At 30.9% G+C, this 15,227-nt stretch carries 20 protein-coding genes and 1 tRNA gene; 12 read left to right on the forward strand and 9 right to left on the reverse strand.

Annotated elements, in window-relative coordinates; all coding sequences use genetic code 11:
* The first annotated feature begins 63 nt into the window (after nt 1–63).
* Both rnz and HA148_RS07540 read left to right on the forward strand, forming a co-directional pair.
* The gene (gene rnz, locus HA148_RS07535) at nt 64–1,002 is read left to right on the forward strand and encodes a ribonuclease Z (RefSeq protein ID WP_209131604.1); all 939 of its coding nucleotides are present in this window, start codon (nt 64–66) and stop codon (nt 1,000–1,002) included.
* A 74-nt stretch (nt 1,003–1,076) separates the two neighbouring features.
* Nucleotides 1,077–1,637, forward strand: a complete 561-nt coding sequence (locus tag HA148_RS07540; protein ID WP_011863463.1) for a pentapeptide repeat-containing protein — start codon at nt 1,077–1,079, stop codon at nt 1,635–1,637.
* A 9-nt stretch (nt 1,638–1,646) separates the two neighbouring features.
* On the opposite strand, the gene HA148_RS07545 is transcribed toward HA148_RS07540, so the two are convergent.
* The 4 genes from HA148_RS07545 to serA form a co-directional block, all read right to left on the reverse strand.
* A complete protein-coding gene (locus HA148_RS07545; protein WP_209131606.1) occupies nt 1,647–2,015 on the reverse strand; it encodes a hypothetical protein in 369 nt (122 codons plus the stop codon).
* Nucleotides 2,016–2,093: 78 nt separating this feature from the next.
* Nucleotides 2,094–2,393 (reverse strand): ferredoxin, encoded by a 300-nt coding sequence (locus HA148_RS07550; RefSeq protein WP_011376994.1) that lies wholly within the window; start codon nt 2,391–2,393, stop codon nt 2,094–2,096.
* A gap of 128 nt (nt 2,394–2,521) precedes the next feature.
* Entirely contained in the window at nt 2,522–3,439 is a 918-nt protein-coding gene (gene prmA / locus HA148_RS07555) for a 50S ribosomal protein L11 methyltransferase (RefSeq protein ID WP_209131608.1), read from the reverse strand.
* A gap of 17 nt (nt 3,440–3,456) precedes the next feature.
* Nucleotides 3,457–5,043: a phosphoglycerate dehydrogenase gene (serA, locus tag HA148_RS07560; protein ID WP_209131610.1), complete on the reverse strand. Its 1,587-nt coding sequence runs from the start codon at nt 5,041–5,043 to the stop codon at nt 3,457–3,459.
* 99 nt (nt 5,044–5,142) lie between these two features.
* On the opposite strand from serA, the gene HA148_RS07565 reads away from it, so the two are divergent.
* The 6 genes from HA148_RS07565 to HA148_RS07590 all read left to right on the forward strand — a co-directional run bounded on the left by HA148_RS07565 (nt 5,143) and on the right by HA148_RS07590 (nt 8,100).
* A complete protein-coding gene (locus tag HA148_RS07565; RefSeq protein WP_209131613.1) occupies nt 5,143–5,709 on the forward strand; it encodes a hypothetical protein in 567 nt (188 codons plus the stop codon).
* Entirely contained in the window at nt 5,710–6,501 is a 792-nt protein-coding gene (locus HA148_RS07570) for a photosystem II S4 domain protein (protein ID WP_209131615.1), read from the forward strand.
* Between the two features lie 50 nt (nt 6,502–6,551).
* Nucleotides 6,552–6,623, forward strand: a tRNA-Val gene (locus tag HA148_RS07575).
* 67 nt (nt 6,624–6,690) lie between these two features.
* A complete protein-coding gene (locus HA148_RS07580) occupies nt 6,691–7,308 on the forward strand; it encodes a DUF1295 domain-containing protein (protein WP_209131617.1) in 618 nt (205 codons plus the stop codon).
* Entirely contained in the window at nt 7,301–7,852 is a 552-nt protein-coding gene (locus tag HA148_RS07585) for a pyridoxamine 5'-phosphate oxidase family protein (RefSeq protein WP_209131619.1), read from the forward strand. Before HA148_RS07580 ends, HA148_RS07585 begins: the two co-directional genes overlap by 8 nt.
* Before the next feature lie 74 nt (nt 7,853–7,926).
* A complete protein-coding gene (locus tag HA148_RS07590) occupies nt 7,927–8,100 on the forward strand; it encodes a hypothetical protein (protein ID WP_209131622.1) in 174 nt (57 codons plus the stop codon).
* Here the strand turns inward: HA148_RS07590 and HA148_RS07595 are convergent.
* A complete protein-coding gene (locus tag HA148_RS07595) occupies nt 8,092–8,643 on the reverse strand; it encodes a DoxX family protein (RefSeq protein WP_209131624.1) in 552 nt (183 codons plus the stop codon). The genes HA148_RS07590 and HA148_RS07595 overlap by 9 nt on opposite strands.
* A gap of 136 nt (nt 8,644–8,779) precedes the next feature.
* Nucleotides 8,780–9,934, reverse strand: coding sequence for an FAD-binding domain-containing protein (locus HA148_RS07600; protein WP_209131626.1), 1,155 nt, complete (start codon nt 9,932–9,934; stop codon nt 8,780–8,782).
* A 277-nt stretch (nt 9,935–10,211) separates the two neighbouring features.
* Here HA148_RS07600 and HA148_RS07605 point away from each other — a divergent pair, with 277 nt between their 5' ends.
* Together HA148_RS07605 and HA148_RS07610 are read left to right on the forward strand one after the other, a co-directional pair.
* Nucleotides 10,212–10,961, forward strand: coding sequence for an NAD-dependent DNA ligase (locus HA148_RS07605; RefSeq protein WP_209131628.1), 750 nt, complete (start codon nt 10,212–10,214; stop codon nt 10,959–10,961).
* A 109-nt stretch (nt 10,962–11,070) separates the two neighbouring features.
* Nucleotides 11,071–12,000 carry an oxidoreductase gene (locus tag HA148_RS07610; RefSeq protein WP_209131630.1) on the forward strand — a complete coding sequence of 310 codons (930 nt, stop codon included), beginning with the start codon at nt 11,071–11,073 and terminating at the stop codon, nt 11,998–12,000.
* Here the strand turns inward: HA148_RS07610 and HA148_RS07615 are convergent.
* Nucleotides 11,995–12,261 (reverse strand): hypothetical protein, encoded by a 267-nt coding sequence (locus HA148_RS07615; RefSeq protein WP_025900824.1) that lies wholly within the window; start codon nt 12,259–12,261, stop codon nt 11,995–11,997. The genes HA148_RS07610 and HA148_RS07615 overlap by 6 nt on opposite strands.
* A 100-nt stretch (nt 12,262–12,361) precedes the next feature.
* On the opposite strand from HA148_RS07615, the gene murD reads away from it, so the two are divergent.
* Both murD and HA148_RS07625 read left to right on the forward strand, forming a co-directional pair.
* Nucleotides 12,362–13,792, forward strand: a complete 1,431-nt coding sequence (gene murD / locus HA148_RS07620; RefSeq protein ID WP_209131632.1) for a UDP-N-acetylmuramoyl-L-alanine--D-glutamate ligase — start codon at nt 12,362–12,364, stop codon at nt 13,790–13,792.
* An 86-nt stretch (nt 13,793–13,878) separates the two neighbouring features.
* The gene (locus HA148_RS07625; RefSeq protein ID WP_209131634.1) at nt 13,879–14,193 is read left to right on the forward strand and encodes an MATH domain-containing protein; all 315 of its coding nucleotides are present in this window, start codon (nt 13,879–13,881) and stop codon (nt 14,191–14,193) included.
* Between the two features lie 14 nt (nt 14,194–14,207).
* Here HA148_RS07625 and HA148_RS07630 read toward each other — a convergent pair whose 3' ends face one another.
* Together HA148_RS07630 and HA148_RS09645 are read right to left on the reverse strand one after the other, a co-directional pair.
* Nucleotides 14,208–14,939 carry a pirin family protein gene (locus tag HA148_RS07630; RefSeq protein WP_209131636.1) on the reverse strand — a complete coding sequence of 244 codons (732 nt, stop codon included), beginning with the start codon at nt 14,937–14,939 and terminating at the stop codon, nt 14,208–14,210.
* Nucleotides 14,940–15,027: 88 nt separating this feature from the next.
* Entirely contained in the window at nt 15,028–15,156 is a 129-nt protein-coding gene (locus HA148_RS09645) for a hypothetical protein (RefSeq protein WP_011863480.1), read from the reverse strand.
* Nucleotides 15,157–15,227: the final 71 nt, after the last annotated feature.

Genomic DNA, 15,227 nt, shown 5'->3' on the forward strand with positions numbered 1-15,227 from the left:
TGCCTAAGTTTGACTAAAAGTCTAAATTTAATCCAGATATAAAAATAAAAATATTATAAATAAGTGAATATCACCTTCTTAGGAACAAGCTCGGGAGTCCCATCCTTAACAAGAAATGTTTCGTCCCTAGCGCTTAAATTATCACAGACATCAGAAGTTTGGCTTTTTGACTGTGGAGAAGGAACGCAACATCAAATAATGAAAAGCAATATTAAATCTTCACAAATCAAGAAAATATTTATTACACATATGCATGGGGATCATATTTATGGTTTGCCTGGACTTTTGGCTACCTTAGGTTTATCAGGAAATAGTGATGGTATTGAAATTTACGGTCCTTCAGAGTTGCGGAATTTTATAAATTCAGCACTTAAAAGTAGTTTTTGTAAACTGTCATTCCCATTGCATTTTGTGGAAGTTGAAAATTTTGCATCAAAAAATAAAATTCTATTTGAAAACAACAAAATAAAAGTAAATTGCGCCTGCCTTAAACATAAAATACCTGCTTATGGTTATAGGGTGAGTGAAAAAGATAAGCCAGGTATATTTGATATCAAAAAAGCACAGTCTCTAAACATAGCACCTGGACCAATTTATTCAGAACTGCAACAAGGGAAAAAAGTCGCATTAGCAGATGGGAGGATATTTGATGGGAAAGAATTCTGTGGACCTCCGAGAAAGGGTGCAAGTTTTGTTTATTGCACAGATACAGTCTTTAGCGAATCAGCTGTTTCTCTTTCGCAAAATGCTGATTTACTTGTACATGAATCGACTTTTTCAGAGGAGGATGAAAGCATGGCATACGAAAAATTACATTCCACAACAATCATGGCTGCCAAAACAGCATTATTATCTAAAACAAAAAAATTAATTATTACTCATTTAAGTCCAAGATATACCAATAAAAACGCAATTACTCCAAGCGATTTGCTTAAAGAGGCTCAAAAAGTTTTTCCAAATACTCAGCTTGCAAAAGATTTTCTAACAGCAGAAATAAAATAAACTGCAACAGTTCGTTAGCAGGAGCGTTGTAAATGACCAACCCATGAAATAATAGTCTTAGGTTTTTCTATTTGATGTCGATCGAAATGGTCTCTATTTTTTCATCATTACATAAGTCTTGTAAAAGACTATTTATTTTTCTTCCATTAATTATTGGGTTACTTATTAATCCAATATCTGCAAATGCACTCTATCCAAGTGATCCTTCATCAGTTGACGTTCTAAAAGATGATCTTCACGGTGCTGACCTTCATAATACTGAATATGTTAAATATGATTTATCTAATCAAGATTTAGGAGAAGCTAATCTTCAAGGTGCATATATGAGTGTGACGACTGCAAAAAACTCTAGTTTTAAAGGAGCCAATATGACGGACCTCATTGCATATGCAACACGCTTTGATAATGCCGATTTTACAGATGCAAATCTTACCAATGGTGAGCTAATGAAAAGTGTTTTTGATGGAGCAATTATTGATGGGGCAGACTTTACTGATGCAAATCTTGATCTTTCTCAGAGAAAATCATTATGTGAAAGAGCTAGTGGAACTAACTCACAAACTGGAGTTAATACAATTGATAGTCTTGAATGCACTGGCTTAAAAGGTTATATGCCTCCAAAGCCAAAAGCATAATATTTAAAGCTAACCAATCTCAGAAGGGAAGATATTACCAGGCTCTTTTGAGCCTGGTTTTTTGCTATACCACCATTCTTGTATATCAGAAGAAAATTTCTTTGAAAAAAGAGTTATAACTGTCTCAACAGGTTTTGATCCAGGCTCCAAAATCTGAACTGAGTAAGATGGGCATTTTCTTGAAGCCATATCAGCAACGAACCTAGACCCTATTCTTCTCCAACTAGGCTCCTTACTTCTCCAAGCAAGCCTTGAGCAGGGCCAAGGTAACTCTTCCCTATCATAAAGTCTGCAACATGGGCCAATTACCTTATAACTGTACTGACCTCCATAACTTGATTGAACACTACCAGTCGTAAAAAATTCAAATTTATCCATTTACAAAAAAAAGCCACCTTCATAGAGGGTGGCAGAAAAATAATCAATAATCAACTTAGAAAAGTTAAATTTTTATAATTAGTACAATTCTTCCTCAGCATGAGTTGTAATTGTTACGTCAGATGTTGGATAAGCAACACAAGTAAGAACAAAACCAGCTTCTAGTTGGTCGTCATCCAAGAAACTTTGATCAGACTGATCAACACTCCCTGAAGTAACTTTTCCAGCACATGTTGAACATGCTCCAGCTCTGCAGGAATAAGGAAGGTCGATACCTTGTTCTTCAGCCGCATCGAGGATGTATTGGTCATCAGGTACTTCAATAGTTGAATTGAGACCTTCACCTTCGCTGATGAGAGTAACTTTGTAAGAAGCCATTTAAATAAAAAATTGTTGGTAATTAATACCTATCAAATACATTTTTAACATCGATTAGCTCGATATGTGAGATTTTGAAGTAAAAAATGACACAATAAAATATATGAAAGAGTATCTATAAGAAAAACTTATACTTTGGTTGGGTTGCTGGCTTTTTGCGCAGAAATGCATGCCCAATCTTTTCTAGTTGATACATCCAATAATTTCAAGTCATTTTGAATTAATATTTTTATTATTTCATCCTTTTGTGAATTCAGAATTCCACTGAAAATGACTTCCCCATTGTTTCTCAAGCACTTATAAATATTTGGAATCATTCCTTTTATTACTTCGGCAAGAATATTGCATAAAACAAAATCAAATTGTGTGAGTTGATTTTTTAAAATTACCTCATTAAAAGACCCCAAATATGTATTTAAATTGTTTAGATCACCGAAATTTAGTTGGAAATTAGATTTTGTTGAATTTATAGCTAAATAATCATTATCCACTGCATAAACCTCTTTAGCGCCAAGCAATCTTGCGGCGACACTCAAAATCCCGCTACCACTCCCAATATCTAATATCTTTTTATCAGAAAAGAAAATATTCTCCATTTTTTCCAAGCAAAGATAAGTCGAAGGGTGACTTCCTGTACCAAAGGCTGCTCCTGGATCAATTTTTATGATTTTTTTATCTTTAAATTTTTCATTTAGATTCATCCAACAAGGCAATATTAAAAGATGATTTCCTACTAATTCAGGTGCCCAATATTTCTTCCAGCTTGTCAACCAATCTTCCTCTTTAATAATACTCCACTCAAAAAATTGATTCTTAGGGACATTAATGTTAAGAAGTTTGCTAATTTTTTTTTCAAAATCACTTCTAGAACTTTCTCCCCAATCATCAATTGGAAGCCATATATTTACCTCTTTTTTATTTTTATTTTTAATTAAATATTCAAATGAAAAACTAAATATTCCGAGCTCATTTAATTTCCAAATAATAATTTCTTCTGAATCACTTTCTATAAGAAAAGTTAGTTTATACCAATCTTTACTTGCCATTAATAGAGCTGGCCTCTTTATAAAGTAACTGGATTAGCACTGGTAATTCCCTCTACTTTAATAATAGTATCAAGCAACTTATTAGGTATTGGATCATCAATACTTAGAACCATTACAGCTTCCCCTCTAACAATTTTGCGCCCAACTTGCATTGAGGCAATATTTACATTGTTGCTACCTAATAAAGAACCAAGCTTGCCAATAATACCAGGCATATCTCTGTGCCTAGTAACCAACATATATCTGCTTGGCGATACGTTAACTGGGTATTGATCAATACTAATAATTCTTAATTCCCCATCAGCAAAAATGCTTCCTGCTACACTATGGTCGCCATTATCTCCATAAGTGGTTAACTGAAGCGACCCACTTGCAAATTCAGGTCTCGCCTCATCTTTATTCTCGACTACCGAAATACCTCTTGAATCTGCTTCTAGAGAAGCATTCACATAATTAATCCTATCTCCCAAAGCTTTACTTAGAAGGCCTTTTAGACTAGCTATTATTAATGGCTGAGAAGGATGTTGAACAAATTCACCTTGAAGCTTTACTTCTAGTTTTTGAATCTGCCCACCTGAAAGCTGGCTTATAAGCAGACCCATTGTTTCAGCCAACTGCAAATGAGGTTTTAGACTATCCATAATATCAGGGCTCAAACCTGGAATATTTACTGCAGTTCTAGCAGATAAACCAAGCAAAACATCTCTTATTTGTTCTGCAACATCAACAGCTACATTTTCTTGTGCTTCCCGTGTAGATGCTCCTAAATGTGGGGTAAGTATAAGATTCTTTTCAACCTTCAAAAGTGGTGAATTAGATTCCAAAGGTTCTTTAGAAAAGACATCTATTGCAGCACCTGCAATCAATGATTGATTTAAAGCTTGTGCTAATGCCTCTTCATCAATTAACCCTCCTCGAGCACAATTAATCAATTTTGCGCTACTTTTCATACTATTAAGTACGTTTATATTTACTAAATTCTCTGTCTCTGGTGTACGAGGCAAATGCAAAGTTACATAATCAGATTGTTTGAATAAATCCTCTAGTTCAGATAGTTTAACTTGTATTTGTTGAGCCCTTTCAATTGATACAAAGGGATCATATCCGTAAACTTCCATTCCTAGTGCATTAGCAACTTTCGCTACATGAGCACCAATTTTCCCTAATCCTACTACACCTAATTTTTTCTTATAAAGCTCATTACCAACAAATTTCTTTCTTTCCCATTTACCTGACAAAGTACTACTATTAGCAATTGGAATATGTCTAGATAAAGCCAACATCATCGCTATAGTATGTTCAGCAGCAGCTATTGTGTTGCCCCCTGGAGAATTAACAACAAGAACTCCTTTTTGCGTAGCAGCCTTAACATCTACATTATCAACTCCAACTCCTGCTCTTCCAATAATTCTCAGTTTACTTGAAGAGTTAATAATTTCTTCGGTCACTTGAGTACCAGAGCGAATCATTAAAGCATCATAATCTTTAATAATGGAAGCTAGCTCAGAGTCTGAGATTCCTATCTTCTGATCAACCTGAGCAACTTGTGAAAGAATATCGATTCCTGTTTGATCAATTGGATCTGTAATGAGAACTTTTGTCATTTAAGATTGGTTCTTTAATCTTTTACTTTAACTTAATCTATAGTGTATGTATCTTATTTTATTAATTTGAATAACACACAAACATTTGAGGATTGAAATTTGACTAAAAGTATTGTGATATTTGAAGACATTGATAAATGTATCCAACTATTTGAAGTTTTCAACGAAAAATCAATAATGCTCTCTGAAGCTATTTTGATCCCACCAAAAAGTGAGAAAATATCATCAGATGAAACAGAATTGCTAAATGCGAAAGCAAATATATTATTCAAATCTCAAAAATTTGAAGATATAAGAATTTTAAATCCAAAACTTGATAGAAAGATTAGACAAAAAGAAATGAGTAGATGGCTAATGCCATTTGGTTTTATAGCTGGAATAGCTTTTTCTAATATGACAAATTTATCTACTTTCAGTTTTCTTGGTTTGAATAACATCGGTGAATCTCTTATTGGAGGACTTTTAGGAATGGGTTCAGGCTATTTAGGTAGTATTGTTTCTTCTGCGAGCATAAAAATTAATAGCAATAAAGAGTTGAGACCAATTATTAATTTTAATAAAGAGGGTAAATGGCTTGTTCTGCTTGAAAATCAAATTGGAACTGAATTACCTTGGGCTTTGATAAAACAATCAGAAGCAAAAGATATAATTTTTTTAGAAGGATAAATGATTGACTTAAAAGAAATCTTAATAAATTCAAACTACAAAAAAGAAACTGAGGAATTAATAAATATTGCTAACTTAGCTTACAAACACTGGGAAACTTATTGGACTGGGTTTAATTCAACTTATGTTTGCGAGGAGATTTTAAAAGATTTTGAAAATTTAAATGATTTCAAATTTTTTATTTATGGAGGATTCTCCTCTTCTCAGAGATCCAGGATAGCTTGCTTTAGAGGAGATAGCATTCCTGAAGAGGATGCGCTAATAAATAATTTTCCAGCTCAAGGAATAAAAATTAATGGAAATTTTTTATTTGATAATGCTACACAAGATGACTTTAGATCCCTCTTAATTGAAAATGGGGTGAATCAAAGCAAAGTAGGAGATATATGGACTATTGGCGATAGGGGAGCACAAGGGATAATTGATAATTTAGATATTGTGCATCTAGATGAAAAGATTTTTTATTTAAGAGACGTAAAAGTAAAAATTAATGTAGTAGGTATAGATGAATTACAAATACCTTCTGGAAGAACAAAAAAACTTGTCAATACAGTAGAAGCTTCAACAAGATTAGATGCTATAGCTTCAGCTGGGTTTAGGGTATCACGAACCAAAATCATTGAAAGGATAGAAAATGGAATGCTCAGATTAAATGGAAGCAAAGTTAATAAACCGACTATTAATCTAAAAATTGGCGACAAACTAGAACTTGAAAACAAAGGATTTATTGAAATTCTAAATTTAGAAATAACCAAAAGAGAACGATGGAAAGTTAAATTACTTAGAAAATGAAACGCAACCTGCTATTTTCTTATAAGGGGAATAAAAAATTTCTTCAATTTGGGCGATTAGCTCAGTGGTAGAGCACTACCTCGACACGGTAGTGGCCACTGGTTCGAATCCAGTATCGCCCATTAAAACTTTTGACGACTTAGGTTAGATCCACAGAAAATAATTTCATTTTTTAGATTATTCAAAAAGATGAAACTTAATCAAATAATTAATCTTCACAAGGGACTCACTGCATTTGTAGTGATTGGTCTAATGATTTTTTTTGATAATTTTACAATCGCTCCCTACGTTTATTTAGCTCTGCACGGTACTTATGGATTACTTTGGCTTTTAAAAGAAAAGATATTCCCAGATCCTTATTTTAAAGAAAAAATCAATTTTTTAACTTCAGTTGCTGGTTTTATTTTCCTTGGAAGTTACTGGGTAGCTCCTTACATTCTTATCTCATCTCAAAAATCTGTTCCAAATTTTGTAATAGCTGCTTCTGTATCTATAAATATAATTGGTGTGTTTTTACACTTTGCTAGTGATGCCCAAAAATATTTTTCTCTAAAATTAAAAAAAGATCTAATTAAAGAAGGATTTTTCGAAAATATAAGGAATACAAATTATCTAGGAGAAATACTAATTTATCTATCATTCGCCATCCTCTCAATGAGTTTTGTTCCATTAGCAATTCTTGCAATATTTTTCTCTATAGTTTTTCTCCCAAGAATGATAAAAAAAGATAAATCACTCTCAAAATATGATTCATTCGAAGAATACAAAAAGAAAAGTGGTCTTATTTTGCCTAAATTAAATGCCTGATAACAACTTACCAAGTTGGAGACAAGATTTAAAATCTTCTAGAAAAAAAGAGGGGAAATTACCCTCTAATAGATGGATACAGCTTGCAACAGTTAGCGAAGAAAATGAGCCAAGATTAAGAACAGTTGTTTTCAGAGGATGGTATAAAGATAGTTCAATGATTATTTTTACAGATAGAAGAAGTGAAAAAATTGGGCATTTAAAATCCAACCCTAATGCAGAAATATTATGGTTCTTTTTGAAAACCAAATCACAATATAGATTCAAAGGGAAAATAAATGAATTAAGTGATAACAAAAATTACTGGGATTTATTATCAGAAAAATCAAAATCTTCTTGGTTTTGGGGATCTCCTGGAGAAAAAATAAACCCAAAAGTCCAATCTGCTTATGAAATATTATCCAATCTTCCCAAGTCAGAAAATTTTGTAGTTCTAAACTTTGAAATCGATTCAGTAGATCTTCTTAAATTAGAACAGCCTGTTCATAAAAGATATCTTTGGGAAAAGAGTAGGAAATGGGAAAAAGTAGAAATTAATCCTTAAATATTTCTAAATTGTATATTTAGGTTGAAAAAAATATTGTGATCAGTCAGTTTAAAAAAAGAAATATAATTCATATGAATTTCTCAGAAATTCCAGAAAACCCTTTTATTTTTTTATCTTGGGTAACTGCTATAGGGCTATTTATAAGTCTTTCTGAAGCAACAATTAAGATAAAACTTGAGAAGAGAAACAGTTATAAAAAAAGGTTAGAACTAATCAACAACCTTTATCCTAAAAAGTTAGCTTGAAGTATCTGAGAGTATATTCGCTTGCAAAAATTGAAATAAGCCGCCTTTACTTGTTTCTTCTTTAATTTCAACTTCTTTAGAATTTTTCGATTTTGTTGAAGGAATAATTTCCTCTTCATCTTCTGATTTCAAAATTCTGATTATGACTTCATCTAAGGAGAAATTACCAGGACCTGTTAATGCAATTGAAGTTGCTGAAGCGAAATACAAAAGTAAAAGCTCTAGCAAGAAAATATTAAAACCTGAAGTAACAAGTGCATGATAAATAGCGACAGAAATAGTTCCGACAATCGCCAAGGCCCCGAATCTTGTAGCTAAGCCTATAATTAGTAACCAACTACCACCTATTTCAGAGAATGCCGCTATGTATGATAAAAATATTGGGAATGGTAGATGTAAAGGTCTGACAAAAGCATCCGCGAAATTTTCTATATTTGCTAGTTTCTCGTAACCGTGATGAATAAGAACAGTTCCAGTTATGACTCTAAGAATTAATAAAGCAGTATCTTTGCTAAACGACTTTGTAAGAATTGTTGAAAGCACTATAAAAAAATTATCCTTAAGTAAAAATAACTAGTCACAGTATTCATCGTGGATTAAACCGCAAAAGTCGCACCTAATTAAGTATTTATACTTATTGCTCTAATGAATTCTTTTTCTGATTAGGAATTCAGCTAAGTTAAAAATTATTTTTTGAAAAATTTTCTAATATTCTCTGATTTATTTTTGGAATATTTTCTTTAAATTTAAAAAACCCTCTCTTAGCAAATTTCCAAGCAAATAAATCTTCATCCCTCACAAGATTAAAAATTTTTTTATGGTGTAAATTTTTAAACTTAGTTATGAAATCATAATTTTCTCCCACTCCAGGATAAATAATGTCTATTTCGTTAGTATTTTTAAAAGTATTTTCCAATGAATAAGGATTAATCTGTTCAACAGTATCAAATTGCTCTACAAATTCAGAAACCAAATCTTGTTTAAATTTCAAAACAGATTCAGACAATTTAATTTGTCTTTGTTCATTTTTTAAAAGGATAATAAATACTTTTTTATACCTTGGAAGTAAATTTTTAAGGGTTGCAAGGTGCAGATCATTTTCAAACATAATCAGATTATCTGATTTAGGATCCATATCATTTTTATAAATCTCATCTTCAAATGGTATTTGATTAGATTCTTCAAGAAAAATTTGTTGATTACTTATTTTTTCTACATTAAATCTATTATTTGAAAACTTTCTGAGGTTTGATGATGAAAAAAGATATTGTTTTCCCTTCGTTTGCAATCCTCCGACCCATCTCCAGCTAAGGAGATTAGATGAAGCATCTCCATCAAAAAGATATTTAAAGAAAAACTTTGCTCCCAATTGCCATGGGAGGCCTAAATTAAATATCCAAGTACTCGCAAACCACATTCTTGTATGGTTATGCAAATAGTTGTACTGCTTTAATTCATGTACCCAAGAATTAAAAAAATCTAATTCTGTATTGCCATTAAGTGCACTTTCATATAACTCATAATCAAAATCGAGATTGTTTTCTGAAATAAAATTTCTCCAAACTTTAGGTCTATTTTCCATCCACCCTTTCCAGTAAACTCTCCAAAATATTTCTTCAACAAATTTAGTTGAATTTTTGATTTTGTACTTACTTTTAATATCATGGATCAGATCATATTCCGATAATATTCTATGAGTAATGAAAGGCGATAATTTTGAAACTGAACTTTCGTTATTTGGCCCAAAATCAAAATTTCTTAATTTTGCATAATCATTGATTTTGTATTTCGCAAAATTTTCCCAGGTATTTTGAGCTTTTAATAAAAATGACATTTTCTCATAACTTTAAAAAATTTTTTTTTGTATTGATAGAAATTTCAAAAATTTGCCTATAAATTAAGCCTTAAAATTTTCTATTTCACTTTAAGTAAATATGTTTGATTGAAGTATTTAATTTAAACGCCTTATGAGTACATTTTATACTCTTCAATTGCTCTCTGCGTAGGAGGATATTTAGTGGTCAATTACTTTTTAGATCGAATTTTAATTTTCAAATCTTTATTTATATGATTTTTTCTAAATTGATTTTTAAATATTTATCAAAATTATTATGAATAATTTACTAGTGAGAAATGTTAAGTATCTAGATGAACAATACAGAATAGGTGAAGGCATAATTTCGGATGATGCATTTAAGCAACTTGAAAAGCTCTTTATTCCTGTTGATCCAGAGCCTGACTACTTTAATCAAAAAGATAATAAACTTTTGCCAAAATTAGCCAAAGAAAACTATAAAGAATTTTTGGAAAGTTTATTAACAAAAACAAGATTAAGCATTCAACCAAAAATTGATGGCTGTGCTATTGCAATTAGATATATAGATGGCAATTTTAATAAAGCTATTACAAAAAAAGGATTTGATGTCTCAAGTAAAATTAAACAAATTAAAAATGTCCCCGATTGTATTCCTATCAAACGAGATTTTCAAATTAGAGGTGAACTATACGCTACAAACCAAGTTGCCGGCATTTCCAAAAGAATTACAAGAAAATACCTCAATGATAAGAAAGGGATTGGAGAAAGTCTCCGCTTTTGCTGTTACCAAATACTTAATGGAAGACTTAATCAATACGAGACCCTTAACTATCTTAAAAAATGTGGCTTCAGCACCCCTGACAGTTACTTCACAAATCATACAAGCGAAATCCAAATATATAAAAAAAATTGGTTAGAGAAAAAAATATTTGTGAAATATCCAACTAATGGGATAGTTATAAAAATAAATAGTAGGAAATTACAGTTACTTAGAGAGAAAAGTATATCTCAAAATAACGAATGGCAATATGCAATCCAAAAATAATATTAAATAGTACCTTCAAAAAGAGCTCACGATACTGACTTCCAGTATTTACAGTGGAAAAGTAATTAATTTTTTGGTTAAATTCCAAAGCGATTTGCAGGATTACTAAATGACTGCCACTATTTCAAGACCTAAAATCTCTAACTGGGAAACATCTAATATTCCAAACCTTACAGGCAAAACAGCACTAATTACCGGTGCGAATAGTGGTCTTGGATACTACACAGCAAAGGCCTTAGCAGAAAAAAATGCTCATGTTGTTATAGCTTCTAGATCACTTGAAAAAGCTAATCAAACTATCAAAAAACTTAAAGGTCTTAATCCTGAAGGATTATTTACACCTTTAGAACTAGATTTGTCAGATTTAAAAAATATTGTTGAAGTTCAGTCCAAAATTTTTGATAATTTTGAAAATTTGGATTTACTAATCAATAATGCAGGCATTATGCATCCGCCTAAAACTCTTAGTGCCCAAGGATATGAAATACAATTTGCAGTTAATCATCTAGCTCACATGCTTTTAACTTTAAAGCTACTTCCAATTATTGAAAAAAAAGAAGAATCTAGAATAGTGACTGTGACTTCAGGAGCACAATTTTTTGGCAAAGTTGGTTGGAAAAATCTGAAAGCCGAGAACTATTACAACAAATGGGAATCTTACTCAAATAGCAAATTGGCAAATGTAATGTTTGCTTTGGAACTAAATGAGAACTTAAAGCACAAAAATATACTTTCTTTAGCTGCTCACCCAGGAATTGCAAAAACAAATCTCTTTACTGCTCAAAAACCTAACCCTGGTCCATTAGAAACATTCTCATTGGAATTATTTAGTCCTATTTTTCAAACTGCTGAGATGGGTGCTTTACCTCAGCTTTTTGCAGCGACTTCACCAGACGCAAGAGGCGGTGATCATTATGGTCCTAGATTTAATTTCAGAGGTCATCCAAAACTATCCCCTACTTCTCCTTTCGCCATGAATAAAAAAGAAAGAAAAAATTTATGGGAAAAAAGCCTCGAAATACTTAATAACTTCTTATAAATTTTTCATTTTTACTAACTTTAGAAAATACTTCAAGATATGTAATTCACTCTCTGAGAGTTTCATAAATTCTGTTAAGGCATCATAATTTTTTTCATCAATTTTTTTTGACAATTGAATAAAACTATCATGGTTTTCATTAACAAAGCGCTCAGCAATCTGAGACGGAGTTAAACCCTGTTCAATTAATTCACCTGGAGCATTTTTCTCCCACTTTTCATAAAACCAAGAGAACCAATATTTTGCAGTATTATCTTCCATTAATTAACTTTTCTTGGGCGAATACTATAAATACTGAAGAAAAATCTCATGATTGAATTACCCTTTAAACACAATTAATATAAATGCAATTATAAATTTAATGATAGATAATCATTCAAGTAAAAGAAATATTAATCTTGTAATTGGATTAGGTAAATCTGGATTTTGGGCTGCCAAGTATTTGAGAAGCATCAATAAGAGAGTAATTGTTTGGGAAAGTAAAGATGGGATAGAATTTTTAGAAAGAAAAACAGCATTAGAAGAGCTTAATATCATAGTTTCTGTAAATAAAGAATTTGTATTTGAAGAAATTCAACCTTTTTTGAAAGAGATAGAATCTGTTGTTATAAGTCCATCAATACCTTATGACCATATAACTATTATTGAATTAAAAAAAAAGGGAATTAAAGTAATTGGAGAAATTAATGTTGCATGGGAAATTTTAAAAGACACAAATTGGATAGGTATTACTGGCACTAATGGCAAGACTACTGTTACTCATCTACTAAGCCATATACTATGTGATACTGGATTATATGCTCCTTTTGCTGGAAATATTGGTACACCTTTATGTAAGTATGCTCACTCCAAAAAACATGAAAAAATTGATTGGGTTGTAGCTGAATTAAGCAGTTATCAAATAGAAATATCTCCAGAAGTAAAACCTAATATTGGAATATGGACAACCTTCACAGAAGATCATCTTGAAAGACATAAAACACTTGAAAACTATTTCAACATAAAAAAAAGCTTGTTAGAAAAATCTGATTTTAGAATTTATAATTATGACGATAAAAACCTAAGAAAACACTACAGTTCGCTATCAAGAGGGGTTTGGATAACAACTAGTTTCGATAAATCAAATTTTATTCATTGCGATTATTGGATAGATGAACAAGCGTATATTGTTGAGAGAAGTAAGAAATTATTCAAACTTGAACATTTTTCTTTAAAAGGAATGCATAATCTTCAAAATCTTTTATTGGTAATTGCAGCAGCAAGAAAAGTTGGATTATCTGGCAAAAAGATTAAAGATTCTTTATCCAATTACAAACAATTACCCCATAGGATGGAAACAATTTATAAAAATAATGATCTGGAAATCATTAATGATAGTAAAGCTACAAATTTTGACTCATCTATTGCGGGAATAAGTTCAATTGAAGGTCAAATAATAATCATTGCTGGGGGTAGATTAAAAGGCAATGAATATAGTGAGTGGATAAAAGTTTTAAAGAAAAAAGTTAAATGTGTTTTCCTTTTTGGAGAAAGCTCAAAAGTCCTAAAAATGGCTCTTATTAATGAAGGATTTAAAAAAAATATTTTTGAATTTTCAGAACTAAAAGAGCTTTTAAATTTTGTTTTTCATTATTTACAAAATAATAGGGTTGGAACATTATTATTCTCGCCTTCATGCTCTAGTTTTGATCAATTTAAAAATTATGAAGAGCGTGGAGATTATTTCAAGAAACTAATAAGTGAAAAATTAAAGGTTAATAAATCCATTTTTTGTTCAAGTATCATTTCGTAATTTTCAGGTCGGTCATCACAACCGTTTACCCTATAGCAAATATTCACTTAATTAGTTAGATTTTGACTATAAATTAACCACTAGCAATGAGTGAATCTAACAATTTACCTCAAGCAATAAGTCATAAAAAATTAAGTTACTTGATGCTTAAGGCACAAAAGGATTCTCATTTTTCTGATGAATTAGCAGAAATAGAAAGCCCTGAAAAAAGAGAATTTGAAGAGTTAATCAACAATTGGGAAGCTTCAACTAAGAAGTTAGTTAATGAGTTATCAAAAAGAAAAGAGAATTTACTAAAAGATAAATCACCAAATTCTTTAATTGCACTTGGTGCTATGGAAGTTCACCTTAATATGGCTTTGCAAGCCTTAAATGCATTTAATAAAGGAGTTGATGGGTAAAAGTAACAGATAAATTATAAGGAAGGCATCGAAAATAAAAGAAAATCTAGGTCTTTTTCAGTATCTATAGAAACGTCATCATAATAATTAACTTCAAAACCCAAGCCATCTCCAGATTCCAGACATATATTTGAATTAGAGTCTTTACTTTTTAATAAAAGATTACCTTCTATTATTTGTATCCAATTATATTTATCGATTTTTAATGGCAATTTTTTTTCTTTAATTGGCTTATATTTACAACGCCATAAAGAGATACTTTGATTTAGAAAAAGCTTATTATTTTTACCGTCTTTGTAATTAAAAATAAGATTGTCCCACAACTTTTCATTTAATGAAATTTGATCATATCGAGGTTTTATATTTTCTTTTTGAGGGTATATCCAAATCTGGAACAACTTACAGTTCTCATTTTCTTCATTCTTCTCGCTATGAGAGATTCCAGTACCTGCAGACATGACTTGTACTTCATCTTGGTGAATTTTTCCAAGATTGTTTAACGAGTCTCTATGAGTTATTGCTCCTTTTGTTACGACAGTAACTATTTCCATGTTTGCATGAGAATGTGTTTTAAATCCTGCATTAGGAGAAATAATATCTTCATTTATAACTCTAATTTTCCCAAAATTATCCCATTTTGGATCTCTATGCTCTGCGAAAGAAAATGAATGCATCGAATTTAACCATTCTCGAGTCGATCTAAATCTTTCGTGAGATTTCCTTATTTTAATTATTTTAAAAGACATGAATACTAAGAAATAAATATGATATATTTTTATAAATTAAATATTTTTTGAAAATTATAAATTATGAATAAGTGAAATAACTTTTTATTTATTTGTTGATTTTACTTTGTGCTTTATTTGCTTTATTAATTATTTTTTTTGCTTCTTCTCTTGTAGAACATTTTTCTGCCTCAACATTTAGGTTTTTTAGTTTATTTAATTGCTTTGAAATTTTCATATTAGGTTAACTTAACAAATAGAAATTAACACATATTTAAAGGAATAGCTAAAAATACTGGTTTGCATTTG

Origin of the sequence: Prochlorococcus marinus XMU1405, assembly GCF_017696275.1 — a bacterium.
GTDB lineage: Bacteria > Cyanobacteriota > Cyanobacteriia > PCC-6307 > Cyanobiaceae > Prochlorococcus_A > Prochlorococcus_A marinus_AB.